Here is a 26426-nt window from a genome sequence, read left to right on the forward strand (position 1 = left end):
AAGCACTTCCTTCATATTATACAAGTAAACCATATTTTTTTAAACCCAGTAAAATACATATTACAAAAAGAAATACAAAAACTAGTGTAGAAAGAATCTTCTGGTGTATCGAATAGCTTGTCTGCTGTTTCGGTAGCCCTAAAATGTTCCCTAATACTAAACCGCCCACCAGTCCGCCGACATGTCCCCAAACATCTACAGAGGTGTCAAGAAGACCAAAAACAAATGTCATCGCAATAAATAAAAGAAAATGTCTGACTAGTTGTTGTATCGCCGTATTATATTTAAAATGAAATCCTAAAAGAAACAACGCACCAAACAATCCGAATATCGAAGTGCTTGCACCACCAGACAAAACATTCGCTTCGTTGAAAGCAAAACTTGCTGTATTTCCCATTATCCCGCTGAACATATAGATCAGGAAAAAACGCCAGTGACCGTATATTGCCTCGATTTGTTGCCCCATAAAATACAATATCAGTGAGTTCATGACGAAATGCATCACTCCAAAATGGATGAAGATTGGTGTCACTAAGCGCCACCATTCATTGAAGTGAACAAGATAAGGACCATACATTCCAGTATAATAAGGAATTTCAAGACGCGGAAACAACTCCATTATAATGAAGACTATTGTCTGTATCCCCAAAAAAGCATAGGTCCATAACGGTCGCCTCAACCATGCACGCATTTTTATTTGCTGTTGATAATTCATGAAAACCTCCCATTTCATTTTAGTCAATAAATAATTGTTGGATCTTCTGATCAAAACTTTCCGGTTGCCATTGTTCATTCAATTGTTCTCGAAAAACGAGGCTGCATGTTTTTCGATGGAAATTTTTTAAATACCGGTCGTAATAACCACCGCCAAAACCAATTCGATAACCGGCTCTATTGTAGATAATCCCTGGTACAATGAGGAGGTCGATCATTTCCGGCAAATAAAGCTTCTCTGATTGTGGCTCGAGAACGCCAAAACTCGAACGTTCAAAAACGGTGTGTTCATCCATTTCATAAAACGCCATCTGACGTTTTGGTAAAGTTTTAGGAACAACTATCTTCTTTTGTTCTTTTTTCGCCCGTTGGATAATCCGCTGTGTATCCAGCTCAAATTCATTTGACAAAGTCGTCCCTATCACTTGTGCCGACTTCCAGTACTCGCTTGCGAATAGCTGTTCACAGATTCGCTGTTCTTTGTCCTTTTTCTTGCCACTTTTGGCCAGATTTTTCAGCTTTTCGATTCCTTGTCGGCGTAATTTTTCTTTCATTTGCTCCAAAAAATCACCCTTCCTTCTCTCATAAAATGGTATAGGAAAAAAAGAAAAATAGCAATCGAACTTTCAAATAAATGTATAAATAAAAGAAAAAGAAGACCTAACAATGATCGGCCTTCTTGCCTTTTAATGAACTTCAACTGCTCAGCACGTGTTTTTGTCTGATAAACAATACATACAGAAAATATGGCGCACCAAAAAAGGCGATCAAAATCCCTGTCGGTATTTCCCCACTTGGCAGAATCACTCGTGCAACAATATCTGCGCTAAGTACAAAAACGGAACCAAACAAACTGCTTAGAATAAAGGTCCAGTGATTTTCTTTACGTACGACTAGCTTCGCAGCATGAGGAGCCAGTAGTCCTACAAAGGATAAACTCCCTGTCACCGCTACGCTACCGCTTGCTAAAGCAACAGCTAACAACAAAAGGATTTTTTGACTTTTAGCCACATTTAGCCCTAATCCTTGCGCGCGTTCTTGACCAAATGATAGCAAGCCAATCCGCTGCGCATAAAATCCTCCTAGCGGAATCAAGATAATCGCCCATGGAAGAAGCGCCCAAACATAGGACCAGCTCGCACCCCAAATCGATCCCGCCAACCATGCATTGACAAATCCATAATTTTCCTTTGACAATTGGATGGTGCACAACAACGTTAATGCAGAAAGACCCGCATTAACGGCAATACCAGACAATAAGATACGATTCATCCCTAAAAATCCATTTCGATCATAGGCCGCAAGATAGACACAGCAAGCAGCGAGAATACCACCTATAAAGGCTACGACTAGCAACAGAAACGGCAGAGAATATTGTGAAAAGAAACCTAAATAAAGCATCACTAGAAATCCAGCTCCCGCATTGATCCCCAATATGCTAGAATCTGCCAATTCATTTCTCGTCACTCCTTGCAAGACATAACCAGAGACGCCAAGACAAGCACCTGCTAATAAACTGATCAGTAATCGAGGAACACGAAACTCTCCAACAATCAGCGCCAAAGAAGAGGAGCCTTTCCCTATGAACGTGTCAAAAAGCTGATCAAGATAAATAAAAGGCGTGCCAATCATCAAACTACCTACAGACAAGACGATAAGTAGAAAAAGCAAGAAGTACAACGTCCAATATATTCTTTTCACCGTTGTTCCCTCCTTACTTGTATCAGTAAAAACGGAACGCCAATCAATGCGATGACTAATCCAAAAGGTGTCTCAAAAGGTGGATTGATCATCCTTGCTGCAAAATCCGCCAACATGACCAGTCCGCCTCCAACTAAAAAAGAGACAGGTAGGACATAACGATAGTCTGTCCCAACCATTCCGCGAACAATCGGCGGAACCAACAGCCCAATAAATGAAACAGGTCCGACTAACGAAACGGCAATGGCTGCTAACACTGCAACTAGACAGAAAACAATCAACCGTGTTCGTTTAGGATGACCTCCAAGAGCTAATGCATGGGTTTCACTCAAACTAATCAAGGATATCGCTTTTCCTAATGAAAAAGAAACCAAGACAGCAAGCACATATACAGGGAACAACACTGTTAATTGTTTCCATGTGATATTGGCAGCTCCACCTACAAACCAAAAAGCAAGATCCTGCTGTAGATTAAAAAATTGGGTAAGTGCTTGACTGATTGCAGTAAAAAAAGAACTAATAGCTACGCCAGCTAAAATCAGCTGTAAAGGATTCATGCCCATTTTCGAAAACTGCAAAAAGCCAAATACGAGTAAAGTCACAGCAAAAGAACCTGCCAATGACACCAGAAACACAGAAAAGCCAGAAGCTTTGGGCCAAAAAGCAAAACTAAGAGCCATTGCCAATGAAGCACCAGCGTTGATTCCTAGTAAACCTGAATCTGCTAACGGATTTCTTGTCACTCCTTGCATCAATGCACCGCTCAATGCAAAACAACTCCCTACGAGAAATGCCCCTGCGACCCGAGGCAAGCGAATGTTTCTTATGATTTGATGACTTTGTTTTGATCCATCAAAATCAACCAACGCCTGCCAAAAGGCTATTTTTCCCACACTCGCTGCGCCATTTGAAAGAGCAATAAAAAAAATGATCAAAAGAACAAAACAGATCAAAAGCAAGAGTTTATTTTTCTTCCTAGCTTTCATAGTTGCTCCTCCTGCTCTTTTGGCAACAGATCATACGTCAGAAAAACTGGTTTATTCGTTTTTGGTAGTGTGACAATCGTTGCATCAATCTCAAATATTTTTTTCATACACTCTTTTGTGATCACTTCTTCAGGTGTACCTTCCGTGATCAATTCACCGTTTTTCATTCCTAGTAAATAATCAGAAAAACGTGAAGCAAGATTAATGTCATGGATCGACATCAAGATCGTTGTTTGTTTTATTTGATTGATTTGAGTCAATAACTGTAGGATCTCTAATTGGTGTGACGGATCTAAAAACGTCGTCGGCTCGTCCAAGATCAAGATATCTGTTTCCTGAGCAAGTGCCATAGCGATCCAGACACGCTGGGTTTGTCCACCAGACAACGTTGCGATATCTCGCGTGCGATATCCAGACAAACCTGTTGCATCCAAAGCCCACTCGATTGCTTCATGATCTTGTGCATCCATGCCGCTAAACAGTTTTTGATAGGGATATCGTCCGTAAGATACTACTTCTTCTACTGTCATACCTATAGGATGTTCACTAGTTTGTGCTAATAAAGCAATTTTTTTTGCAAGTTCTTTTGAACTGTATGTAGATATATCAGAATCATTGACAATGATCTTTCCTGATTTCACAGGTATTATGCGGGTAAAGCTTTTCAATAAAGTAGATTTTCCACTTCCGTTTGGTCCAATCAAGCTCGTGATTTTCCCTTCAGGAATCGTAACAGACATGTTTTCAATAATTTTTTTATTTTCGTAGCCGGCTGCAATATCAGCTGCCCTTAGTCTCGTCATTTCACCCATCCTTTCGCTGAAAATCATTCTCAATTATGACGCTGTTTCACTATTTCGTCAAGCGCTACTTTCATATCTATAGCTAAATGAAGCGGTTGACAGCATTCGAAATATCAGGAATAATAACCAATGAGAAAGATTCTCAATTATGTCAGGAGGAAAGAAATGAACTTAAAAACAAAAGTATTCACATTATCTAGCATATTGCTGTTGGCTGGAGTATTGAGCGCTTGCTCCCCCTCTTCAGATAAAGAAACAGCTACACCTACCAATTCGACGACTTCATCCACCAGCACGCATACAGTCACAGATACGCTTGGACATAAAGTCGACATTCCAAACGCACCTAAACGGATCATCGGTAGTTACTTAGAAGACTATCTGATTTCCCTAGGAGAAAAACCTATCGCCCAATGGACAGTGGGCAGTGGTTCTATCCAAGATTATCTGCAAGATGATTTGAAAGATGTTCCAACTATTTCTTATGATCTTCCTTACGAGAAAGTATTAAGCTTCGAACCTGACTTGCTGTTGATTTCTTCTTCCGCTACTGTCGAAGGTGGGAAATACGAGCAATATAGTAAAATCGCGCCAACTTATGTCGTAAAAAACGGAACAGACGTCACATGGGAAGAACAACTAAAAGATGTCGGCAAGGCTTTAGCAAAAGAAAAAGAAGCGGAAAAAGTCATTTCCGATTATCAAAAATCCGTCAAGAGCACTCGCGAAGAATTAGCAGATAAAATTGAGAACAAGACAGCTGCAGTGTTATGGGTGACCAATAACTCCGCCTTCATGGTCAGCAAAAATCGGTCAAGCGGTAGAATCGTATATGACGATCTAAAATTTGGTGTGCCTGATTTAGTAGAAGAAGTGTCCAAAGAAGCCACTTCTGACTGGTCTGCTGTTTCTTCGGAAAAACTAGCTGAATTAGATGCTGATTACATCATTCTTGTAAACAGTGATAAAGATGCCGCTATGTTCAATGAACCAAGCTGGAAAAATCTCAAAGCAGTGAAGGACGATCATGTACTGCAATTCGGCCCTGAATCTAGCTGGCTATATAACGGACCTATTGCCAGTCAGGAAATGGTCAATGATATCAAAGAAAAGCTAAACTGATTTTAACTAAAAAAGCATCTTCACGTTCATTCGTGAGATGCTTTTTTATTATTAAAAACTGAATACCAGATATTATTCTTCTTTTGAAACAACCCTATTTTTTACTCTTTCCCATTTTTGAAAACGATGGGCATATAAATTTTCCTGATCCGTTATTCCCTCGTATTCCTCTATAAGAGTGAAGTCTGAAAAATCGATATCCCCAATATACGTATCTCCTTCAAACGTGCTATCAATCAATGTCCGCCAGATTCGACCGGTGTAAGGAAGAAGTTCTTGAAAAATCCGACTGCCACCCGAAACATAGATATCTTCTGAGATTGTTTGACTATACGCCAAAAGTTCATCGATTGAATGCATCACTTCTGCATTTTCTTTCGTGCGAAAGTTCGGTTGCGTTGTCAACACGATGATATGGCGATAAGGAAGTGAGAGATCGCCCATTCCTTCATAGGTCTTTCTTCCCATCACTAAGATTCGATCCATTGTATGTTCACGAAAAAAACGCATGTCATTTGGCAATCGCCACGGTAGCAATCCATTTTTGCCGATCAGACCATTTCTATCTTGTGCCCACATTGAAATAAACATATCATCCGCTCCTTATGATTTTAGATGGTTTGAGATAAAAAAAGTCTCAATTCTTTGACCAGCAAGGAATTGAGAACTTTAAAAACATTATTTTGTTTCACGGTGCAAAGTAACTTTGCGTTCGCGTGGGCAATATTTTTGTTTTTCCAAACGATCAGGATTGTTACGTTTGTTTTTGCTTGTTAGGTAGTTACGTTCTTTACAAGAAGTACACTCTAAAGTGATGTTTACGCGCATGTTTTTCCCTCCCATTTTTACAAGAATCCTCTAAGATGACTCTCAGACTTGATTATCTTACCATGATTTTTTCTAGATTGCTAGTGTTTTTCACGATTTTGTTAAGTAAAACTACTTGACGATAAATACAACGGTTTTACTTCTCAAACAAAATCTTTTTCTTTTTGTATAAATACCCTTACACTTGTTTATATAGATTATGTTTTTTAATAAAGGGGGATATTAATATGCCATGGAACATGAAGGACTTTCCTGCATCAATGAAAAACTTAGATAAACTGACAAGAAAAAAAGCAATCGACATCGCAAATGCACTGTTGGATGAAGGGTACCCTGATAGCCGTGCGATCCCAATTGCCATTGATCAAGCAAAAAAATGGGATGAAGATGCTAGTGAATCAGAAAAACGAACCTTCGAAAAAGAAAAAAATCCAAGCAAGACGGATGAACACGATACGAATCCTCGTGCCGGAAAACTGCTTGATTCAGATGTGATCGTAGAATATGAGGAAGAACAATGGATCGTGAAATCTAAAGGGGCAAAAAAGGCAAGCAACCATTTTGATACAAAAAAAGAAGCAATCGAAAAAGGAAAGCAAGTAGCTCAAAACAAACAATCAACTTTGATCATCTATAAAAAAGATGGGACAAAAGAAAAAGAAATCAGTTACTAAGCGCTTAAAAAGAAGCATAGAGACAAGGAGATCATCTCACATGTTTCTATGCTTCTTCTCATATTGTTGTTTCTTTTTTATCAAACAGTCACATAGTCGATTGCTTCTGCTTGCGGAATCGTTTCATCGACAAAGTAAACTTTATACCATGTCAAGAAACTGAAGATCGTCCAGATTTTACGTTGTTCTTCTTTACGTCCTTCGTGATGGTCATCTAGCAACTTCATGATTTTTTCTTGATCAAAAAATTCTTTTGCAAAATCTGCTTCGAATAATGCTTTGACTTGTTCGTAGCCGTGTTCTTCTTTCAACCAAGCTTTGATTGGCACAGGGAATCCTAATTTCACCCGATTCGACCACTCTTCTGGAAGATGTTTGTTCGCAGCTTGTCTGAAAATATCTTTTGTGTTGTTTTGATTCAACAAGAACTTACTTGGTATTTGTTGAGCCAATTTCATGACTTCGATATCCAGTAAAGGTACTCGGACTTCTAGAGAACTAGCCATAGAAAGTTTATCTGCCTTCAACAAAATATCTTTTGGCATCCATTGATGAAGATCGACGTATTGCATCTTATTGACTTCATCTTTGATTCCTTCTGTTTTCTCGTAATGAACAGTCATGATCTCATTCACAGACGGCGCTGTTTGATATTTTGGCGTCAACACTTCTGATGCTTCTGATTCTTCGAACACTCGAGCATGCCCGATAAAATATTCTTTTGCTGGCGCAAGTGATTCATATAAATGGATACGTCCATGGAAATTTTTCATTTTTCCGATTTTACGTCCTAGATTATAGCGTGTCCCTTTTGGCAATTTTTTCAGTCCTTGCGCAATCACACGGATAAATTTTGAATTCGTGTGGAATCCATACGTTTGGTATCCCGCAAATAGTTCATCTGCCCCTTCTCCTGATTGAACCACCCGTACACTTTGTGAAGCGAGATTTGCTAAAAAGTACAACGGCACGCAAGAAGGATTTGAGTCTGGTTCATCTAAGTGATACTGAATCAATGGGAATGCTTTAAAAGACATGTCTCCGTCGATCACTGCTGCCGTATTGTCTAAGTCCAATAATTCTGTTAGTTTTCTGGCTTCAATCGCTTCATTATAGGTTTTATCATCAAACCCGATTGAGAAAGAATGATCTGGTTTCAATACAGAGGTTACATAACTGGAATCGACCCCGCTGGATAAGAAAGAACCAACTTCTACATCGCTGATTGTGTGTGCTTCAATAGAAGCTTGAACAGTTTCGTCGATTTTTTCGATCCATTCTTGTCGGGAATGCGTTTCTTTTGTTTCAAAATCTGCATCCCAATATTGTTGAATGTCCAGTTTTCCGTCTTTATACGTATAATAATGGCCTTCAGGCAAACGATAGACACCTTTGAAGAAGGTTTCACCGTTCAATGGAGAATATTGGAAAGTCATATAAGGTTTCAATGCTTCTTTATTCAATTCTTTATTAAAATCAGGATGAGGCAAAAAACTTTTGATTTCTGAACCAAACATAAATGTTCCGTTCATTTCTGCATAATAGTATGGTTTGATCCCAAAATGGTCTCTCGCACCGAATAACTCATTTTTTTCATTATCCCAAATAGCAAAAGCAAACATTCCGCGGATTTTTTGCAATAATTCTGTTCCCCATTCTTCGTAACCATGCAAAAGGACTTCTGTATCTGCATGTGTTTGAAAAACGTGACCAGCTGCAATCAATTCTTCTCTCAAAGGCTGATAATTATAGATTTCGCCATTAAAAATAATGATCTTTGTCCGATCTTCATTGTAAATAGGCTGAGTACCGCCCTCTAAGTCAATAATACTTAATCTTCTGAATCCTAAAGCAACGTGTTTATCGATATATTCCCCTGAACTATTAGGTCCACGGTGAACGATTCGATCCATCATTGTATTAATAATTGTTTTTTTGTTGTCCTTGTCGTTAACAAAACCTACAATACCGCACATTTAACTTTCACATCCTAATATAAAATTACTGTTTATTTCATCCATATGCATCTTAACATAGAATAAATAGCGGACGAATATTTTCTCTCTTACAGTTTCGTCACGTGAAAACAAAAGATGAAAGTTTCTGTTTTTACAGAAAATAAAGTCCCGATATCTAATTTACCATGTTTTCTTTTTTGAGGCTATCTTATTCTCTTCGTGTTAAAAAAATATTAGTGGATGCTGTTCAAAAAATAGCCTCCAGACAAAAAGACACGACCGAAAGATCGTGTCTAATTATGACTATATAAGAAAATATGCAGCCAAAGAGAGCTCTTCATTCGCTCATCGACATAGTTGAATTGAAATTATGATTTCTTGGAATGATAGTAACTACTTCATTATAAGAAATCTCATAATCAAAGTTCCTTCCAAAAGAATGGTCTTTCGTTGCATAAGTGATCGCGGTGCACATCGCTTTCCCCCTAAACCAAATCGTTTTTACACTTTTATCTTACATCTGGTATTTTTATATCAAAAGAAAAGTCCAAGGAGATTTATTTCCTAGCATGTATGAAAGATCGTACTCAGAGGAAATCAAAAAATATTTTGGGCTAAACATACAACAAAAAAGACACGATCGAAATCGTGTCTAATCGTTGATATATAAGGAAGGTACAGGATTTGAACCTGCGCGCCGGTATTAGCCGGTTCGCCGGATTTCGAGTCCGGTGCATTACCACTCTGCCAACCTTCCGTAAGTACTATTTTTAAACTTTTTCCACGAAATGTCAAGCCTATTTCTAACAGATAAATAACAGAAACCGTTTTTTTACAAAAAAAGTCCATTGACAGTTTACAGCCAACGGACTTACCGGTCAAATTCATAATGATAGAACACTATCTGATTGTTTCAGGATTATCTAGTGCTAAAATCGAGTCAATTGTCCGTTTGATCAGTGCGATGATTTGTTCTTCTGTTGGATGCATGATGTTTGATGACATCAATGATGCTAAGCCAGTCACCGCTACCCATGTACCAGTATGCAAGGCATCGATATAATCATCCGATAATTGATTGTATCTTTCATCTTCTTTGACTATTTCACGGAAATAGTTGTAAGAAAAATCATGCATTTTCTTTCCGTCCCCATGTTCATCAATGTACAATGCCATGTAAAGACTATGATGTTTCTTTGCAAAGTAGATATAGTTCAAACCGAGATCAATGATTTTATCACCCGTGCGCTCAATAGGGAAAACATCTTCTTTTAGTTGTTCAAAGATTGAATCCAATAACGTATTTTTCAAATCTTCCATGTTTTTGAATTCCAGATAAATTGGCTGAGTCGAAATCCCCATCTTTTTCGCAATGTTTCTCGCAGTAAATCCTTTAAACCCTTCCTTTGCAACAACATCATAAGCAGCTTTTAGAATTTGATCCTTGGTATAGACTTTTCTTCTCATTAAAACTCCCCCACTTCTTTACTGCAGTATATGTTGTTTTATTGTACCCTATTTTTAGTATTTTTTGCAAACATTTTACTCAAAACGTTATATTTTAAATTTTTTTCTCAGTCTTCTTTAACTTTTTTTGCAAAATTAAAAAAATTTGGTTAAATTCACTGGGTTCCCTTACATTTTTAGTTTTAACCTAAATGATAGTTGACCAAATCTTTCATTTCAAGTTATAGTTAAAGAAAACGAAAAAGAAGGTGTGTAATGGAAAACGAAACTGACGTTATTTATATTCATCCTCAAAAAAGAATCGTTTCACAGAAAAGAAAATATTTTTATCTTAGTTTTACAGGTGCTTTTTTTCTTTTTATTGGCTTAGTTTCTGGTACACCTGCCGCTAATTGGAGTGGACTACTGACTATTCTTACCTCGCCAAGCAATCTTCTGACAGATTATTTTGCTTTGGGTGGTTTTGGAAGCGCATTTATAAACGTTGGGATCTTGACCTTACTTTCTGTGCTTTTGGCTTACCGGCAAAAGGTGATTTTAAATGGCCCCTTATTCGCTTCGATTTTAACAGTTACCGGTTTTTCTTTTTTTGGCAAAAACCTTTATAATTCGATCTCGATCATTTTAGGTGTATACCTGTATGCTGTATTTGTCAATAAACCTTTTTCTCAGTATATTATGATAGGACTGTTCGGCAGCGCATTGTCGCCGGTCGTTAGTTACATTACTTTTGGTATGCGCTTTCCTTTGCTAGTAGGTGTTCTGCTGGGCAATTTGGCCGGTATAGCAATTGGTCTTCTTCTTCCGCCATTGGCTGCTCAAACTTTAGTTTTCCATCGCGGGTTCACGCTTTATAATATTGGATTTACCTCAGGCTTGATTGCCATGGCTTTTACTGCTGTTTTGCGATTGTTCAGCTACTCGATCGTCGAGAATACATTGGTTTCCAATGAATACCATTCCCCTCTCGTCTGGATCATTTTCGGCTTTTTTTTGCTGACAGTCGGTTTTGGTTTCTATTATAATTCCTTTCGACTTTCGGGTATTCGAGAGATTTTCGATTCATCTGGAAAACTGACAACTGATTTCATTGCTAATTCTGGTATCGGTGCTACTTTGATTAACATGGGGCTAGTTGGTCTAATGCTTTCTTCTTATGTTTTGCTGGTTGGTGGTAAGTTAAATGGTCCTGTCATCGGTGCTATTTTATCTGCGGTTGGTTTCAGTGCTTTTGGTTGTCATTTAAAAAACAGTTTTCCGATACTAGTCGGAATCTTTCTTGCTTCTTTGTTTGGGACGTTTCATGAGATCACCAGCACCGGCATGCTCGTTGCCGCTGTGTTTGGGACAGGCCTCGCGCCCATAAGCGGTTTTTACGGAAGTTTTTACGGTGTAATAGCTGGTATGTTACATATTGCTCTTGTCCATAACGTCAGCACTTTGCACGGAGGACTCAATTTATATAACAGTGGTTTTTCAACTGGATTCGTTGCAGGTATCCTTGTACCGATACTAGATAACTTTACCGCTGTCAGAAAGGAAAAAAAGACACTTGGAAAAAGAATTATCAAAAAGAATCATCGATGAGCTTCTTACTTATCTATATTCCCACGAAATAACTGAAATACGTATTGGCGTAGAATTTGCTGAGGAGGGACTTTTCATAGAAATACAGGGCACAACAGAAACTCAGCCAGAAGATCTAGATGTACTTGCTGATTTGCTGAACAATCCTCGAGACCCTAGCATGGAAATCTACTATCAGGAGCTATTAGGTAATCCTCGACATGATCGGGAAGATTATCATCTGCTAGGTAGTTTGATTGACGATGTGGAAATCATGTATGCCCAGCCGATTATCAATATCAAGATTTTCCGGCGTGCTTCTCCTCGCCCCTATTATTAACCTATTTTACAAAACAGCTTCATCCACCTAAAACAGCTCCTGAAAGTTCGATTAAAAATCTACTTTTAGGAGCTGTTCTAAGCTTGATATTATTGATTTTCCAATCCTTCGTATAGTTCATCTGTTACAGGTTCTAAAAACTCTGAATTACCAGCAGTGATCGCCAAATGTTCAAACCAACTGTCTTTTGTCGCACCATGCCAATGTTTGATCCCTTTGTGCGTTACGACGACATCTCCAGCCATTAATCGTCTTGCTGGCTTTCCTTCTTCCTGATACCAGCCTTCTCCTCCGGTCACAAGTAAGATTTGATAGCCGTCTGTATGGACATGCCAGTGATTGCGACAGCCTGGTTCAAAAGTTACATTCCCTACACCAACAGAAACTTCGGGATCGTTTACTAACATATTCAGATAGCTTTGCCCGGTAAATACTTGAGCGTATGCTTCGTTTTTTTTACCTGCTGGAAAAATCACGCCTTTTTGTATTTCTTCGTGTTTTGTCATCATTTACGCCTCTTTCTTATCTTCGCTATTTTCTTCTAGATAGATTTCTTTTGCTAAACTAAAAGCCGACCAAGCTTTTGGCCACCCTACATAAAAAGCTAAATGGGTAATGATTTCTGCTATTTCTTCACTAGTAATGCCATTTTGCTTGCCAATTTTCAGATGAGCTGGCAATTGTTCAAAATTCCCTCCTGAGATCAAAGCAGATAGGGTGATGATACTACGCTGATGAGGAGATAATTCTTCTCTTGACCATACTTGTCCAAATAAAACATCGTCATTCAATTCTGCAAATTTTGGTGCAAACTCCCCCAATTGTTCTCTTCCTGCGGTTTGTTTTTCTGCCATTTTTTTATTTCCTCCGTTCGTGATTGCTAGGTGATTCGATCATTGTTCTTAATTACATCATTATCTATTGTTTCTTCGCATTTTATTTTAAGCCCCATTTTTTAACCTGTCCAATGCTTAGTTTATTCCATCAGTATGCTTTCCAAGCATAATTGTTAGCGTTTTCTATCTTTTTTCTATTTTTGAAAAAACAAGAGATTAAATAAGTCTTTAGTTGGATGTTTTTTTGAGATTATTCTTTTATACTTATAATGAACGTATGATGAACTTACAAAATTGTTTGTTTTCTGTCATCTTAAAAAGTGGCGCAGACAGTTGCTTTTCTAGTAAAGTATAGATATCAAAGAACCTCTAAGGAGTTGATGAATAATGAATATTGCTGCTTCTCGAAAACTGATAAATTTCATTTCTATTATCGGATTAGGTCTATCAATCGCGCTGACGATTTATTTTATTAATTTAGGTGTTTTCAAAGATTTGAATGCTTTAAGAGGATTAGTAGGTGATTCGATCATTTTAGGTCCGGTCATTTTTATCTTCATCCAAATCTTGCAAGTGGTTATTCCAATCATTCCTGGAGGAATCAGCACTGCAGCGGGTGTCCTGATATTTGGTCCTTATGCTGGCTTTATTTACAATTATGTTGGAATCTGTATTGGTTCGATTATTATCTTTCTTCTAGGAAGACGTTACGGAAAACCATTCATTCTTTCCATGATCAGCGATAAGACCTATAACAAATATATTGGCTGGTTAGACAATCAAAACCGCTTTGAAAAGCTGTTTGCTCTAGCTATTTTTCTTCCTGTTGCTCCGGACGATGCGTTATGTTTAATGGCTGGATTGACAAACATTTCAGTGAAACGATATACACTGATTATTTTGATTGCTAAACCACTATCGATTTTTTTATACAGTATGGCTTTGATTTATGGAGGACAATATCTAAGTGGTCTTCTTGGTTAATATTTATTTTGCAAAATCAGTTATTGATTGATTACCAATGTTAATTCTGGGAAAGGGTCTGCAAGATACATTGCGCCCTTTCCTTTTTCATTGGATTTGCGCTACAATGTGAAAGTAGGTGATAGGATGAATTATTTGAAACGTAGCTTAGGCAACGCGTGGGATTTTTTGAAAGGGACACAAGCTTATTTCCGTGATGTCTTGCTGATGCATGGCTTTATTTTATTTATTTGTTTACCCTTATTGAGCAGTACGACTCGTTTTATTTTGCACCGAGGAGCAATTGACTATTTATCTTATGACAATATTCCTTTGATTTTCTCTCAGCATCCTGGAGTTCTGCTGTCGTTAATCGCCGTTTTACTGACGATTTTACTATTGGTTTATTTCGAATTTGCATTTCTTTTGATGAGCGTCTTTTTTATTAAAAAGAAAGAACCGGTTTCTTTAAAGCAGCTCTTGCACTTGACGATACTTCAACTGAAAAAAGTGAGACCTATTACTTTTTTGTTTTTTCTTGCTTATTTTTTATTGATTCTACCGATCAGCGGGTTAAGTTTCAATTCTGATTTACTGTCAAAAATAAAAATTCCTGCTTTTATCATGGATTTTATTTTTGCTAACCGCTGGATCGTCGTCAGTTCCTTTTTACTCGTTTACATTTTTCTTGGCTATATTGGGATTCGTTTGATTTTCGCTTTACCTGAAATGATTTTACGAGATCGACCTTTTCGAGCATCCATTCGAGAAAGCTGGTTGCTGACCAAATCACGTCTTTTTGCCATCATAGGACAATTTATCGTGATTGGCGGTACGATTTTACTTCTTTCTTCTTTGGGATATATCGTTGTTATTTTGGCACAAAGTGTTGTTGAAGAATTTTTCCCGAATTACGCATTGATCAGCGCTGTATTTGCGATGACGCTTTTACAAGGAATTTTATTATTCAATATCGTGATGTCTACTGTAGGAATTTTTTATATCATCGTTGATTTCATGGATGACGAAGGTTTCTTACCAGAGATTCCCAAGTGGTTTACGCCTCAAACACCCAACGTGCGTTTATCTGCGCTGAAAAACACTGGTTTGACCCTTTTTGCAGTTTTTTTCGGTATTGGCGTTTGTCTTTACAATATGGATTATCTGACTTCGGCAGTTCAGACAAAACCAGTGACTGTATCTCACAGAGGTGTAAGTACGCAAAATGGGGCGCAAAATACTTTAGAAGCACTTGAAAAAACAAGCAGAGACTATCATCCTGATTATATAGAGATGGATGTGCAGGAAACAAAAGATGGCCGTTTCGTAGTGATGCATGATGCAAATCTTCGCCACTTAACAGGGGTAAATCGAACACCACAGGATTTGACATTGAAAGAATTGACAAATCTTACGGTTACTGAAAATGGGTTCCAAGCCCCTGTGTGTTCTTTTGATTCTTATTTAGAAAAAGCGCATGAATTGAACCAAAAATTACTTATTGAGATCAAGACCTCTAAAAAAGATTCGGATGACCTGGTCGAACGATTTGTTCAGAAATACCGCAAAGCGATCTTAGAGAATCATCATATTTTGCAAAGTTTGACGTATCAAACTGTTTCTGATTTAAAAGAAGCAGAACCAAACTTTTATGTGGGCTATATCTTGCCTTTCAATATCGTTGGACCACCCGTAACGCCTGCTGATTTTTTGACAATGGAGTATAGTACGATCAATCGTAACTTCATTAATTCTGCCCATCAAGATGGAAAAAAAGTATATGTATGGACAATCAACGATTCAGATGCTATGAGTCGCATGATGTTTTATGGTGTGGATGGTATCATAACCGATGAGATGGGACTACTAAATGAAAGTGTGAAACAAACAGATGAAGAAATCACTTATTCAGACAAGCTACTAAATTTTGTTTTGGGTGTTGGCTAATCAAAAATAGTTGATGAAATAAACCTTTATACAACAAAAAACGCATAACCTGTTACCGCAGGTATATGCGTTTTTTGTTTGACATTCATAACGTGTCCTTAACTTTCTCTTGATTCCTTCATCGCACGAACAATAGATAAAATAGCAGGAATTGCAGAGATCACTGCAAGAATAATTCCCATTTTCCCTGAACTTTTTCTTTTTGGCATATCTTCTCGCTCCCTTCTGTCTTTATTTATATTATAAGGGAGTTCTTGCGAATTCTCAAAAATACTGTTTAAGAAACCAATTCAGCAGGTGCACTAATATCACAGAATTTTACGAGCATGCGGTACTTGCTTTCATGGATGATTGGATGGTCTCGTTGGTCATAACTTTCAACATACACGACAGCCGTGTTGTTATATGTACGTTCAATACAGCCGATTAGTTCGTGAGATACGCCGATCGGTTTGCATATATAAGTTCTTCCTACTTCCGCTTTTACCATTTCATTCCCTCTTTTCTTTGTTTTTCTTTATTTTATAATAACAAATCTCCCTCCATTTGAAAACGTTTTATTTTGCTTTTTTATTTTTATTTGATTTATTTTTTACTTTTTAGATAACTATTTTCTTATCATAATTCTAGATGTTGTGACAAAAACGTTTGTTTATATTCCTATGTTGTTCGTGTGTTCTTTTCATTATCCTGCTAAATTATTTACAGGGGGTGAGCATATGATCTATATCCAAGCAATAGTCTTTGTAACGTTGATGGTTGGACTACTTATTGGCTTGAAAGAAAACAGCTAATTGATTTAAGAAAAAGTAAACAAGAAAAGTGATAAATGCTTTTTAATTGCATGAAAAAACGGACGATGCTAAACTTGTTATAGGTTCGAAAGTTTAAAGGAAACTTTCAAGAACTGAATTACATTACAAAGGAGATGAATTTTATGACGTTTACAAAAACAAATATGCAATACCGCGTAGCCTTTGATACAACTTCTAACCGTTTTATGGCGATTGATGCACAAAACGAAAATAACGTTGCGTTTGGTATTACAATTGAACAAGCAGTCCGAGCATTAAATGAATCTAGATAAGGAGTGACCCATTCCAAATGGCGACTGATGAGATCTCGGAAAATCAATAAAAGACGTTTGTAACGGTGATCCGCGACAGACGTCTTTTTGTATTTTTTACATACATCTGGTCATTATATCTGTCATTGGTTCTTGACCTAAACAAAAATATAAGTTTTAATATCAATTATCGTCGCTTTTTATGACAATATTGTTAGCTGTTTCGATGATGATATTCCGTTATTATCTGTATAATATTTAATATAATAAAAATAAAAAAGGAGATCTTTCATGAAAAAAATTTTAGGGTTGATCGTTATCATATTGATTGCTTTTATAGGATGGAAAGGCTGGGACTACTATCAGTCTACTTATGTAGGAAAAGATTATTATGCAGTAATCAAAGCACCGATGCCTCCAGAAACTGATATTAAAGCAGATAATGGAGAAGTAATTGGAAAAGGGTTTAAATATAACGTAGATGCGTACGCTGAAAACGGTGAAAAAAGACAATTGGATTTTGATGTCATCACTTCTGGCGACTCTGCTAATGGTTCTGCCTATCCCGAAGGAACAATCTTGCAGTTGAAAGCAAGCGAAAAGCGAATTATAGAGAAAAAAGTAATCACTAGCGATAAAGTACCTTCATCTGTAAAAGACAAATTAGGGCTATCTTAAGATTAAGAAACTATCGTAAAAAAGCACTCGATTTAAGTGCTTTTTTGTTTGTCGATTTTAGAAAACAAAAAAATAGAATTGGTCTTCGAAGTCACTTTCCTGTTCTTCCAGTCCTTAACTAAAGAACAAGGCAATGAATCGATTCCCATACAAAACATACTAAGATTAGAGGGGAACATCATTGACGAATGATGTTCCCCTCCCTCTATTTTCTATTTTTAGATTATAGTGAAGAGTGAAAGAAAGTTCGAACAAAGTCCCGAGGACTACGAGTCCCTATCAAAAACCGAACTTCTTTACTGTCATTTTAGAATCAGGTTTACGTATGTTGGGGCCATGAGCCCGTGTATAGGAAATTGGAATCGAAATGAAGCAGTAAAGTTCTTTCAAAACTTAAAAAAGAGGAATACAAATGCCTTACATTCTTGCATTAGATGTTTCAATGTGACACAGCTACAGTGTCCTATACAAAGACGACACCTGCTTATTTGAAGACGAGATCGAACACACTCAAAGAGGATTTCATGCATTACTCGAAGAGATCCAGCACTTGCCTGAACGTCCATTGATTGTTTTTGAAGCAACGGGGATTTATTCCAGACCAGTCGAAAAGTTCTTTCAAGATCATCACTTTTCTTACTGTTTGTTAAACCCGTTAGAAGCGAAAAAACAGATGGAAGAAAGCACCTTACGCAGTTGGAAAACAGATAAATCGGATGCCCATCGGCTCGCACAGACTCATCTTAAAAATCAACGTCAGCCAAAAGAAGTACAAAGCAATTTTTACTTAGAGATGCGCGATTTAGCCCGTTTTTATCAAGAAATTGAGAAGAAAATCACTCGTCTGCGCATGGATTTACACAACTGCCTTCAGTTGACTTTTCCAGAGCTTGAACAGTTCTTTTCAAACAGGCTGACCCCTTACGCATTGACATTGATCCGTCTTTTTCCCCATCCAGATTTTGTATTGGCATCTACTCGGACAAAAATAAAAAATAAACTGATCAACGAAACACGGAAAAAAATCTCCGCGAATCGTGCCGAGCAAAAGGCAGATCAAATCATCCACTATGCACAGTGTGCCTATCCAGCTGTTGAAAAAGACAGTATCCACTGTCAAAAAACGATCTATTACGCCGAACTTCTCCAAGATTTACTCGAACAAAAAGAAGCACTGGCGACACAAATGATCAAAAAAGCCGAAGGCTCTCCTTGCTTTTTGTTGTACCAAACGTTCCCTGGGATTGGCGCACTCACAGCCGCTTTATTGCTCGGTGAATTAGGAGATATCACACGATTTGAAACCCATAAACAATTGAATGCCTTTGTCGGAATCGACATCCGACGGTATCAATCAGGTAAGTATACTGGCCAAGACCGCATCAATAAGCGTGGTAATCCCAAAGCACGGAAAATTATTTTCTTCACCATTCGAAATATGATTCGCCAGCAACGCGCAGCTCCTAATCATATTGTCGATTATTACTACAAATTAAAAAAGCAACCTATCCCTAAGAAAGATAAGGTTGCCACAGTTGCTTGTATGAACAAGCTTCTGAAATGTATGCACGCTATGGTTAGGGCACATACAGAGTACGACTATGCGTACGCGGTCTCAGTGGACCATTAACTAAACCACTTACAGTATACCACTTCTTTGCCCAGATCGAAAATTTTTTTACGAACGGGGCTTTATTTGGTGTGCCTTGATTTTTTCGCTTTTGTTTACGAGCTATTTTTATTACATCTTTTACTTGACTAATCGTAGGAACAAGGGGCTGTGACAAAATTCTTGTCACAACCCCCTTTTTCCGAATAAACGGTGTTAATATGTGTTAAGCACCTAAATGGGTACCAGCTTTTATTTCAAAGCCAACATGTTTCTATCACTGATTTTTTAAATCTAGCGAGAAACCCTTATCTTACAGGCGTTCGTTCAATTCTTTAGCAAGATCTTCAAAGCCTGGTTTGCCTAGAAGTGCGAACATGTTTTTCTTGTAAGCTTCTACACCTGGTTGGTCGAATGGGTTGATTCCATTCAAGTAACCTGAAATACCTACAGCAATTTCAAAGAAGTACATTGTGTAACCCAATGTGTAAGCATCCATTTCTGGAATTTTGACTAGCAAGTTAGGCACGTCACCGTCTGTATGAGCAAGCAATGTTCCTTCAAATGCTTTTGTATTTACGAAGTCCACTTCTTTTCCTTGCAAGTAGCCTAGACCGTCTAAGTCTTCTGCTTGTTCAGGAATCGTGATTGATTTACGAGGTTTTTCAACTTTCACAACTGTTTCAAAAATATTGCGGCGTCCTTCTTGGATGAATTGTCCTAAAGAGTGCAAATCAGTTGAGAAGTTTGCGCTTGAAGGATAGATGCCTTTTTGGTCTTTTCCTTCAGATTCGCCATACAATTGTTTCCACCATTCTGAGAAGTATTGCATTCCTGGTTCATAATTGATCAACAACTCAGTTACTTTGCCTTTACGGTAAAGAATGTTGCGCATTGCTGCGTATTGGTAAGCTTCGTTTTCTTCTAGTTTGTCGCTTGAATAAGCTTTGCTTGCATCAGCAGCTCCTTGCATCAATGCGTCAATATCTGCTCCACTAACAGCGATTGGTAACAAACCAACAGCCGTTAATACAGAGAAACGTCCGCCGATGTCATCAGGAATCACGAAAGTTTCCCAACCTTCTGCATCTGCTTCTACTTTAACTGCACCTTTTGCTTTATCTGTTGTAGCGTAGATACGTTTGTTTGCTTCTTCTTGTCCGTATTTCTTAACAAGAAGCTCTTTGAATACACGGAAAGCAATCGCTGGTTCAGTAGTTGTTCCAGATTTTGAAATAACGTTTACTGAAAAGTCGCGATCACCGATTACTTCGATCAAATCAGCGATATATGTTGAACTGATTGAATTTCCGGCAAAGAAGATTTGTGGTGCTTTGCGTGTGTCGCTATCTAATAGATTGAAGAATGTGTGATTCAAGAAGTCGATCGCTGCACGAGCGCCTAAATAAGAACCACCGATACCGATAACAACTAATACTTCAGAATCAGATTGGATTTTTTTAGCTGCTTCTTTGATACGTGCAAATTCTTCTTTGTCATAGTTCGTTGGTAAATCGATCCAGCCGCGGAAGTCGCTTCCTGCGCCAGTTCCTTCCCGTAATTCGTTGTGGGCTGCTGTTACTTGGCTTTGCATGTACCCTAACTCATGTTCATTGACAAACGGTGCTACTTTTGAATAGTCAAAATGAATGTGTGCCATTTGTTCTCCTCCTTATAGGTTTACTCTACAGGTAATACTTTACGTTTTTTTTTATTATTTTTCAAGCAAATAAACAAAATGCTGACAATATTTCCAAGAAAGTTTCATTTTTTAAACTAAACCTTCTGCTGCCATTGCTTTGGCAACTTTTTCAAATCCAGCAACATTTGCTCCAAGAAGCAAGTTCTTTTCATCGCCATACTCAGCGGCTGTTTGGCGACACGTATGGTAAATCGTTTCCATGATTTGATCCAGCTGCTCATCCACTTGTTCTCTTTCCCAAGTCAATCGCTGGGCGTTCTGACTCATTTCTAAAGCAGATACTGCCACTCCTCCAGCATTAGCAGCTTTTCCTGGACAATACCACACGCCTGCTTCATGAAGAACAGAAACAGCTTTTACTGTACATGGCATATTAGCGCCTTCTGCTACGATTTTGATCCCATTTTCTACTAAGATTTCAGCCAAGCTTTCGTCTATTTCGTTTTGAGTGGCACATGGCAAAGCGATATCCGCCTTTTCTTTCAATGTCCAAACAGATTCTCCAGCATGATAAACAGCAGAAGGACGTTGGTTCGCGTATTCTGTTAAACGTTGGCGCTTGATTTCTTTGATTTCTTTCAATAGTGACACGTCTATTCCTTCTGGATCATAGATATACCCGTTGGAATCTGAACATGTAACCACTTTTCCACCTAGTTCTTGCACTTTTTCGATTGCATAAATGGCTACATTCCCACTTCCGGAAACAAAAACTATTTTTTGATTAAATGAATCTTTTTCTTCGTTCAATAGATGTTTGACATAATACACTAATCCATATCCAGTCGCTTCTGTACGTATCTTGCTTCCCCAGAAATCTAGAGGTTTACCTGTCAACACACCAGTATCATATTTTTTCAATCGTTTATATTCGCCGAACAAATAGCCGATTTCTCTAGCTCCTACACCGATATCTCCCGCAGGAACATCAATCGATGGCCCGATATGTTTTGACAATTCCAACATGAAACTTTGACAAAAACGCATGATTTCATTATCAGATTTCCCTTTAGGATCGAAATCACTCCCACCTTTTCCTCCACCGATTGGCAGACCAGTTAAACTATTCTTGAAAATCTGTTCAAAAGCCAAAAATTTTAAGATACTTAGGTTGACACTGGGATGGAAGCGTAATCCACCTTTATAAGGGCCGATAGCTGAATTGTATTGGATACGATAGCCTCTATTTACTCGCCAGTTTCCTTTATCATCTTGCCAAGGTACTCGAAATTGAATAATTCTTTCTGGTTCTGTTAAAAGTTCTAAAATATTCTTTTCGATATATTCGGGATGAGTGTCCAAAAAAGACATTACTGTGGGCATAAATTCATCGATTGCTTGTAAAAATTCTTCTTGTCCTTGATCCTTTTGATGTAGCTTTTCTTGAATTGCTTGAACATATTCTGTTGCGTTTGTCATCGTTCCACGCTCCTTTGCTTATCTTCCCTCATTTTAGCTCATTTTCTCTTTTGGCTCAAAACATTTTTTTCTGTTTTCTTTCTTCAAATATGCTACACTTTCCTTGAGGTGAGGGAATGGAAAAACTGTATGATGTGATCGTAGCCGGCGCTGGAACAAGCGGGATGATGGCAGCGATCAGTGCAGCTGAACAAGGCGCACGCGTACTTTTGATCGAAAAAAACAAAAAAGCAGGGAAAAAACTACTGATGACAGGTGGTGGTCGGTGCAACGTCACGAATAATCGTCCTGTTGATGATTTAATCGCACATATTCCTGGAAATGGAAAGTTTTTATATAGTACATTTGCACAATGGAATAATTTCGATATCATGAACTTCTTTGAATCACAAGGCGTACATTTAAAAGAAGAGGATCATGGACGGATGTTTCCTGTGACAAATAAATCAAAAACGATTATCGAAGCATTACTTAATCGTCTGAAAGAACTAGATGTGACGATCCTATTCTCTACTCGAGTAGAGAAATTGATCCACAAAGAACATAAAATTTACGGTATACGCACGGAATTCGAAGAGTTCCATGCTCCTGCCGTTATCTTAACGACTGGTGGTCGGACTTATCCCTCTACTGGTTCTACTGGAGATGGGTACAAGATCGTGAAGCGAGTAGGTCACACGGTGACGCCTCTTTATGCGACAGAGTCCCCCTTGATATCGGATGAACCGTATATTCAAGAGAAAACACTTCAAGGGCTTTCTTTACAGGACATCACTTTACGTGTTCTAAATAAAAAAGGCCGTGTATTGACTGAACATACGATGGATTTGCTTTTCACCCATTTCGGTATTTCTGGTCCGGCTGCACTGCGTTGTTCAAGTTTTGTCAATAAAGAATTAGAGAAAACGGGAGAACCAGTGACCCTTTCTCTGGATTGTTTCCCTACACAAACCAAACAAGAGCTTATTCATTTATTGACAGAAAAAAGTAAAGCCACCAAAAAGAACTTAGTAAATGCTTGGCACGGTCTATTACCTGAGCGATTGTTGGTTTTCTTTCTTGAGCGGCTTGAAATGGACAGCCTAACAGGACAACAAGCCTCTCAAAAACAAATTCAAGATTTCGTTCAATTATGCAAAGAGTTTAAGCTATCAATCAACAAGACTTTTCCTATTGAGAAATCATTTGTAACTGGCGGAGGGGTTTCTCTAAAGGAAATTCATCCTAAAACGTTGGAGAGTAAAATCATTGATGGTCTGTATTTTGCCGGAGAATTACTGGATGTCAATGGTTATACTGGCGGCTTTAATATCACAGCGGCTTTCGCTACAGGACATGTAGCAGGAATGAATGCTGGGCAAAGAGCATAATGTATAAAAAAGAAAGAAGGAGACTGGGCAAACAACATCCCGGCCTCCTTCTTTCTTTTATACGTATGATTTATTGTTTTATATCTGCAAATTGTCCGCTCGTTAATGCACAGATATCTTGAGGAGCTAATTCCATCTGCAGCCCTCTTCTGCCAGCTGATACAATGATTTGATCATAGTTTTCTGCGATTTGATCTAAATAAGTAGGAAATAGTTTTTTCATTCCTATAGGCGAGCAGCCACCACGTATGTATCCGGTCGTTGCTTCCAAATCTTTCAAATGAAGCATTTCTACTTTTTTATTCCCTGAAACTTTTGCTAATTTTTTTAGATTCAATTCGGCTTCTCCTGGTATCACAGCAACAAGAGGCCCCGTCACATTGCCCACAGCAACCAGTGTTTTAAATATACGAGATTGGCTCTCTGGGAGCTGTTCGGCGACAGAGGACGCACTTAGGTGGTTTTCGTCCCATTCATATTCGTGTTCTGTATAGGGAATCTTTTTTTGTTCGACCATACGGATCGCATTCGTTTTTACTATTTTTTTCTTTGCCAAAAAATATCACCTCAAACTTGTTCTACAACGGTTCATTTAATAATTGGATAATTTGCTTCAATGCTTTGACCGGTAATTGTCCTGGAGCAGAAACAGAATCACTGCTTAAGGAACCAAACGTCATGACAGATCCTGTCGTTCCGCCAGCCAGACGAGAAATTTTCCCCAGATCGCCCATAGACATCGTAATGATAGGCATGGAGACAAAAGCATTTGCCCGTCTAGTCAACTCCATCAACCGCAAAACATCTCGTTCATTGTTGGGAGTCACTGCCAACTTTCCGATATCAGCGCCAAAATGTTCCATGACATTCAACCGGTAAAGCAAGACAGGGTCAGCTGGTGTTTCTTTAAAATCATGACTACTGATGATCAAAGGGATATCTAAAGATTTGATTTCCTCTATCAGTCCTTTCCCTAAACTTTCAACTTTGAACAACTCGATATCGACCATATCTACTAATCCAGTGTGTATCACATGTTCATAAAGATCGCGATACTGACGGATCGATATGTCTTGTTCTCCGCCTTCAGCTAAGGTACGGAACGTAAATAATAACGGCAATCCATCAAGCATCTCATGGATAAGAACCAATGTTTCTGCAACTTCATCAAAAGAAAAAACCTTACGATAATGATCGACTCGCCATTCGACTAAGTCGGCCCCTGCTTCACGTGCAAGAACTGCTTCACGTAATACTTCCTCTCGGACGGCTCCGATAAGAGGCGCACAAATCTTTGGTCTACCGCTTCCTATATTCAATCCCTTTATCCGAACCACTCTGCATCGCTCCTTCTAATGGTTATTTTTAATTTGATAAACAAACACTTTCAGATAATTGCCTTCTAAAAAGGTATCCGTCGTCTGGAAATCTTTTGGCAGACGATATAAAGCAAGTTGTTCAAAAGAAACATTCTTGGCATGGAATTCCTCTTCGATCATTGTTTGGAATTGTTCGATCGAGACATTCGCAGCATTTGTAGACGCAATAAGTATCCCATCTTCTGCTAAAATATCCAGACTATCCTTGATCAGTTCCCCATAATCTTTTGCTACGCGAAAGACTTTTTTCTTGTTTCTGGCAAAACTTGGTGGATCCAATACAATCATGTCATATAAAAATTGTTTTCTTTTTGCGTATTTGAAATACTCGAATACGTCCATAACAATGATTTTTTGCTGATCGACATCCAGGCCATTCACTTCAAACTGTTCCTGTGTTTTTTTCAAACTGCGTTTTGCTAGATCGACACTTGTCGTTTCGATTGCCCCTCCCATTGCGGCAGCAACAGAAAAGGCGCCGGTATAACTAAACATATTCAAAACTGTTTTCCCAGAAGCGAAACCTTCTGCTAATGATCCCCGTACTTCTTTTTGGTCTAGAAAGATACCAGTCATCAATCCTTCATTCAAATAAACGGCAAATTTTACTCCGTTTTCTTTTACGACCAAGGGCTCCGGTGCCTCTTTTCCGTAAATGAACTGGCTCTCAGGCAGATTCACTGATTCAAAACGAATTTTCTCATATCCGCCGATGATTTCCGGATAGATTTCACGAAAAGCTTGAATCAATAATTCACGATGTGTATATAACGTCTCGTTATACCAAGAAAAAACAGCATAACCTGCATAATAATCAATAATCAGACCGCCGATTCCGTCTCCTTCTCCATTGAATATACGAAAAGCGGTAGTAGAATCATCTGAAAAAAAGAAAGTTCTTTTTTCTTTTGACTTCACAAAAAGTTCTTCAAAAAATGATTGATCAAATGGGATATCCTGCTGGCTCAATACCCAACCGATCCCTTTATTCTGCTTTCCTAGATATCCTTTTGCGATAAATTGGTTTTGCGGATCAACTAATTCCACCCATTGCGTGGTTTCTTTTTGGGGATGTGCAAGGTCTTCTTTTTGGATCAGTGGGTATCCTTTTTTTAATCGACTGCTTGCTCTTTTTTTTACTTGTACTTTCATTCCTTCACCTGCTTTAGCTTTCTCTTCTCAAGTATAACAAAAAACATAGGTCTTGTCTTACTGCTCCTTTTTCATCAAGCTTAAAGAAAAACTTAATGAAACAGCACAAAGTTCTGGTTTCAATTGACACTATATTGTCATACTAG

The 26426-nt window shown here is 38.2% G+C and carries 26 protein-coding genes, 1 tRNA gene and 2 pseudogenes; 10 read left to right on the forward strand and 19 right to left on the reverse strand.

What is annotated here, in order from left to right; genetic code table 11:
* Positions 1-16 precede the first annotated feature (16 nt).
* The 5 genes from HMPREF2988_RS04735 to HMPREF2988_RS04755 all read right to left on the reverse strand — a co-directional run bounded on the left by HMPREF2988_RS04735 (position 17) and on the right by HMPREF2988_RS04755 (position 4204).
* Entirely contained in the window at positions 17-715 is a 699-nt protein-coding gene (locus HMPREF2988_RS04735; RefSeq protein ID WP_070770084.1) for a rhomboid family intramembrane serine protease, read from the reverse strand.
* Positions 716-734: 19 nt separating this feature from the next.
* On the reverse strand, positions 735-1268 hold the full coding sequence (locus tag HMPREF2988_RS04740) for a 5-formyltetrahydrofolate cyclo-ligase (RefSeq protein ID WP_373887764.1): 534 nt from the start codon (positions 1266-1268) through the stop codon (positions 735-737).
* A gap of 142 nt (positions 1269-1410) precedes the next feature.
* The gene (locus HMPREF2988_RS04745; RefSeq protein WP_070770086.1) at positions 1411-2415 is read right to left on the reverse strand and encodes a FecCD family ABC transporter permease; all 1005 of its coding nucleotides are present in this window, start codon (positions 2413-2415) and stop codon (positions 1411-1413) included.
* Positions 2412-3401 carry a FecCD family ABC transporter permease gene (locus tag HMPREF2988_RS04750; protein WP_002329357.1) on the reverse strand — a complete coding sequence of 330 codons (990 nt, stop codon included), beginning with the start codon at positions 3399-3401 and terminating at the stop codon, positions 2412-2414. Before HMPREF2988_RS04750 ends, HMPREF2988_RS04745 begins: the two co-directional genes overlap by 4 nt.
* Positions 3398-4204: an ABC transporter ATP-binding protein gene (locus HMPREF2988_RS04755; RefSeq protein ID WP_070770087.1), complete on the reverse strand. Its 807-nt coding sequence runs from the start codon at positions 4202-4204 to the stop codon at positions 3398-3400. The genes HMPREF2988_RS04750 and HMPREF2988_RS04755 overlap by 4 nt, the downstream gene beginning before the upstream one ends.
* A 165-nt stretch (positions 4205-4369) precedes the next feature.
* Here HMPREF2988_RS04755 and HMPREF2988_RS04760 point away from each other — a divergent pair, with 165 nt between their 5' ends.
* Complete coding sequence (locus HMPREF2988_RS04760) at positions 4370-5326, forward strand: ABC transporter substrate-binding protein (RefSeq protein ID WP_002338846.1); 957 nt, start codon at positions 4370-4372, stop codon at positions 5324-5326.
* Positions 5327-5398: 72 nt separating this feature from the next.
* Here HMPREF2988_RS04760 and HMPREF2988_RS04765 read toward each other — a convergent pair whose 3' ends face one another.
* A complete protein-coding gene (locus HMPREF2988_RS04765) occupies positions 5399-5917 on the reverse strand; it encodes a dihydrofolate reductase (RefSeq protein ID WP_070770088.1) in 519 nt (172 codons plus the stop codon).
* A gap of 87 nt (positions 5918-6004) precedes the next feature.
* On the reverse strand, positions 6005-6169 hold the full coding sequence (gene rpmG / locus HMPREF2988_RS04770) for a 50S ribosomal protein L33 (RefSeq protein WP_002320810.1): 165 nt from the start codon (positions 6167-6169) through the stop codon (positions 6005-6007).
* A gap of 212 nt (positions 6170-6381) precedes the next feature.
* Here rpmG and HMPREF2988_RS04775 point away from each other — a divergent pair, with 212 nt between their 5' ends.
* Positions 6382-6828, forward strand: coding sequence for a DUF2188 domain-containing protein (locus tag HMPREF2988_RS04775; protein WP_002329361.1), 447 nt, complete (start codon positions 6382-6384; stop codon positions 6826-6828).
* Positions 6829-6908: 80 nt separating this feature from the next.
* Here the strand turns inward: HMPREF2988_RS04775 and asnB are convergent, their stop codons facing one another.
* The 4 genes and pseudogenes from asnB to HMPREF2988_RS04790 form a co-directional block, all read right to left on the reverse strand.
* Positions 6909-8804 (reverse strand): asparagine synthase (glutamine-hydrolyzing), encoded by a 1896-nt coding sequence (gene asnB, locus HMPREF2988_RS04780; protein WP_002335776.1) that lies wholly within the window; start codon positions 8802-8804, stop codon positions 6909-6911.
* A gap of 343 nt (positions 8805-9147) precedes the next feature.
* A pseudogene (locus HMPREF2988_RS13620) lies at positions 9148-9261 on the reverse strand (linear amide C-N hydrolase); the annotation flags it as partial.
* 194 nt (positions 9262-9455) lie between these two features.
* Positions 9456-9543: transfer RNA gene (locus HMPREF2988_RS04785), tRNA-Ser, on the reverse strand.
* A 143-nt stretch (positions 9544-9686) separates the two neighbouring features.
* Complete coding sequence (locus HMPREF2988_RS04790; RefSeq protein WP_002308856.1) at positions 9687-10253, reverse strand: TetR/AcrR family transcriptional regulator; 567 nt, start codon at positions 10251-10253, stop codon at positions 9687-9689.
* Positions 10254-10508: 255 nt separating this feature from the next.
* Between HMPREF2988_RS04790 and HMPREF2988_RS04795 the strand changes: the two genes are divergently transcribed.
* Both HMPREF2988_RS04795 and HMPREF2988_RS04800 read left to right on the forward strand, forming a co-directional pair.
* A complete protein-coding gene (locus HMPREF2988_RS04795; RefSeq protein ID WP_002338850.1) occupies positions 10509-11840 on the forward strand; it encodes a DUF1576 domain-containing protein in 1332 nt (443 codons plus the stop codon).
* Positions 11806-12159: a hypothetical protein gene (locus HMPREF2988_RS04800; RefSeq protein WP_002338851.1), complete on the forward strand. Its 354-nt coding sequence runs from the start codon at positions 11806-11808 to the stop codon at positions 12157-12159. The genes HMPREF2988_RS04795 and HMPREF2988_RS04800 overlap by 35 nt, the downstream gene beginning before the upstream one ends.
* An 89-nt stretch (positions 12160-12248) precedes the next feature.
* Here the strand turns inward: HMPREF2988_RS04800 and HMPREF2988_RS04805 are convergent, their stop codons facing one another.
* The gene (locus HMPREF2988_RS04805) at positions 12249-12668 is read right to left on the reverse strand and encodes a cupin domain-containing protein (protein WP_002338852.1); all 420 of its coding nucleotides are present in this window, start codon (positions 12666-12668) and stop codon (positions 12249-12251) included.
* Positions 12669-13013, reverse strand: a complete 345-nt coding sequence (locus tag HMPREF2988_RS04810; RefSeq protein WP_070770089.1) for a carboxymuconolactone decarboxylase family protein — start codon at positions 13011-13013, stop codon at positions 12669-12671.
* A 369-nt stretch (positions 13014-13382) separates the two neighbouring features.
* Between HMPREF2988_RS04810 and HMPREF2988_RS04815 the strand changes: the two genes are divergently transcribed.
* Positions 13383-13979, forward strand: coding sequence for a TVP38/TMEM64 family protein (locus HMPREF2988_RS04815; protein WP_002329369.1), 597 nt, complete (start codon positions 13383-13385; stop codon positions 13977-13979).
* Positions 13980-14105: 126 nt separating this feature from the next.
* Positions 14106-15905, forward strand: coding sequence for a glycerophosphoryl diester phosphodiesterase membrane domain-containing protein (locus tag HMPREF2988_RS04820; RefSeq protein WP_070770090.1), 1800 nt, complete (start codon positions 14106-14108; stop codon positions 15903-15905).
* A gap of 277 nt (positions 15906-16182) precedes the next feature.
* Here the strand turns inward: HMPREF2988_RS04820 and HMPREF2988_RS04825 are convergent, their stop codons facing one another.
* Positions 16183-16395, reverse strand: coding sequence for a hypothetical protein (locus tag HMPREF2988_RS04825; RefSeq protein WP_002329372.1), 213 nt, complete (start codon positions 16393-16395; stop codon positions 16183-16185).
* A 447-nt stretch (positions 16396-16842) separates the two neighbouring features.
* On the opposite strand from HMPREF2988_RS04825, the gene HMPREF2988_RS13750 reads away from it, so the two are divergent.
* The 3 genes and pseudogenes from HMPREF2988_RS13750 (at position 16843) to HMPREF2988_RS04840 (ending at position 19279) form a co-directional block, all read left to right on the forward strand.
* The gene (locus HMPREF2988_RS13750; protein ID WP_002293931.1) at positions 16843-16992 is read left to right on the forward strand and encodes a hypothetical protein; all 150 of its coding nucleotides are present in this window, start codon (positions 16843-16845) and stop codon (positions 16990-16992) included.
* 270 nt (positions 16993-17262) lie between these two features.
* On the forward strand, positions 17263-17649 hold the full coding sequence (locus tag HMPREF2988_RS04835) for a YxeA family protein (RefSeq protein ID WP_010718161.1): 387 nt from the start codon (positions 17263-17265) through the stop codon (positions 17647-17649).
* A gap of 412 nt (positions 17650-18061) precedes the next feature.
* Positions 18062-19279, forward strand: a pseudogene (locus HMPREF2988_RS04840) (IS110 family transposase).
* A gap of 292 nt (positions 19280-19571) precedes the next feature.
* On the opposite strand, the gene HMPREF2988_RS04845 reads toward HMPREF2988_RS04840, so the two are convergent.
* On the reverse strand, positions 19572-20918 hold the full coding sequence (locus HMPREF2988_RS04845; protein WP_002290415.1) for a glucose-6-phosphate isomerase: 1347 nt from the start codon (positions 20916-20918) through the stop codon (positions 19572-19574).
* A gap of 111 nt (positions 20919-21029) precedes the next feature.
* On the reverse strand, positions 21030-22379 hold the full coding sequence (gene gdhA, locus HMPREF2988_RS04850; RefSeq protein ID WP_070770091.1) for an NADP-specific glutamate dehydrogenase: 1350 nt from the start codon (positions 22377-22379) through the stop codon (positions 21030-21032).
* Between the two features lie 116 nt (positions 22380-22495).
* Between gdhA and HMPREF2988_RS04855 the strand changes: the two genes are divergently transcribed.
* Complete coding sequence (locus HMPREF2988_RS04855; RefSeq protein ID WP_070770092.1) at positions 22496-23749, forward strand: BaiN/RdsA family NAD(P)/FAD-dependent oxidoreductase; 1254 nt, start codon at positions 22496-22498, stop codon at positions 23747-23749.
* Positions 23750-23819: 70 nt separating this feature from the next.
* Here the strand turns inward: HMPREF2988_RS04855 and ybaK are convergent, their stop codons facing one another.
* From ybaK to HMPREF2988_RS04870, 3 genes are read right to left on the reverse strand one after another with little or no spacing between them, the layout of a single operon-like run.
* Positions 23820-24305 (reverse strand): Cys-tRNA(Pro) deacylase, encoded by a 486-nt coding sequence (gene ybaK / locus HMPREF2988_RS04860; RefSeq protein ID WP_002290411.1) that lies wholly within the window; start codon positions 24303-24305, stop codon positions 23820-23822.
* 22 nt (positions 24306-24327) lie between these two features.
* Positions 24328-25086 (reverse strand): type I 3-dehydroquinate dehydratase, encoded by a 759-nt coding sequence (aroD, locus tag HMPREF2988_RS04865; protein WP_002290410.1) that lies wholly within the window; start codon positions 25084-25086, stop codon positions 24328-24330.
* Positions 25087-25101: 15 nt separating this feature from the next.
* Complete coding sequence (locus HMPREF2988_RS04870) at positions 25102-26280, reverse strand: class I SAM-dependent rRNA methyltransferase (protein WP_002335832.1); 1179 nt, start codon at positions 26278-26280, stop codon at positions 25102-25104.
* Between the last annotated feature and the right edge of the window lie 146 nt (positions 26281-26426).

Origin of the sequence: Enterococcus sp. HMSC061C05, assembly GCF_001814765.1 — a bacterium.
Classification (GTDB): domain Bacteria; phylum Bacillota; class Bacilli; order Lactobacillales; family Enterococcaceae; genus Enterococcus_B; species Enterococcus_B lactis.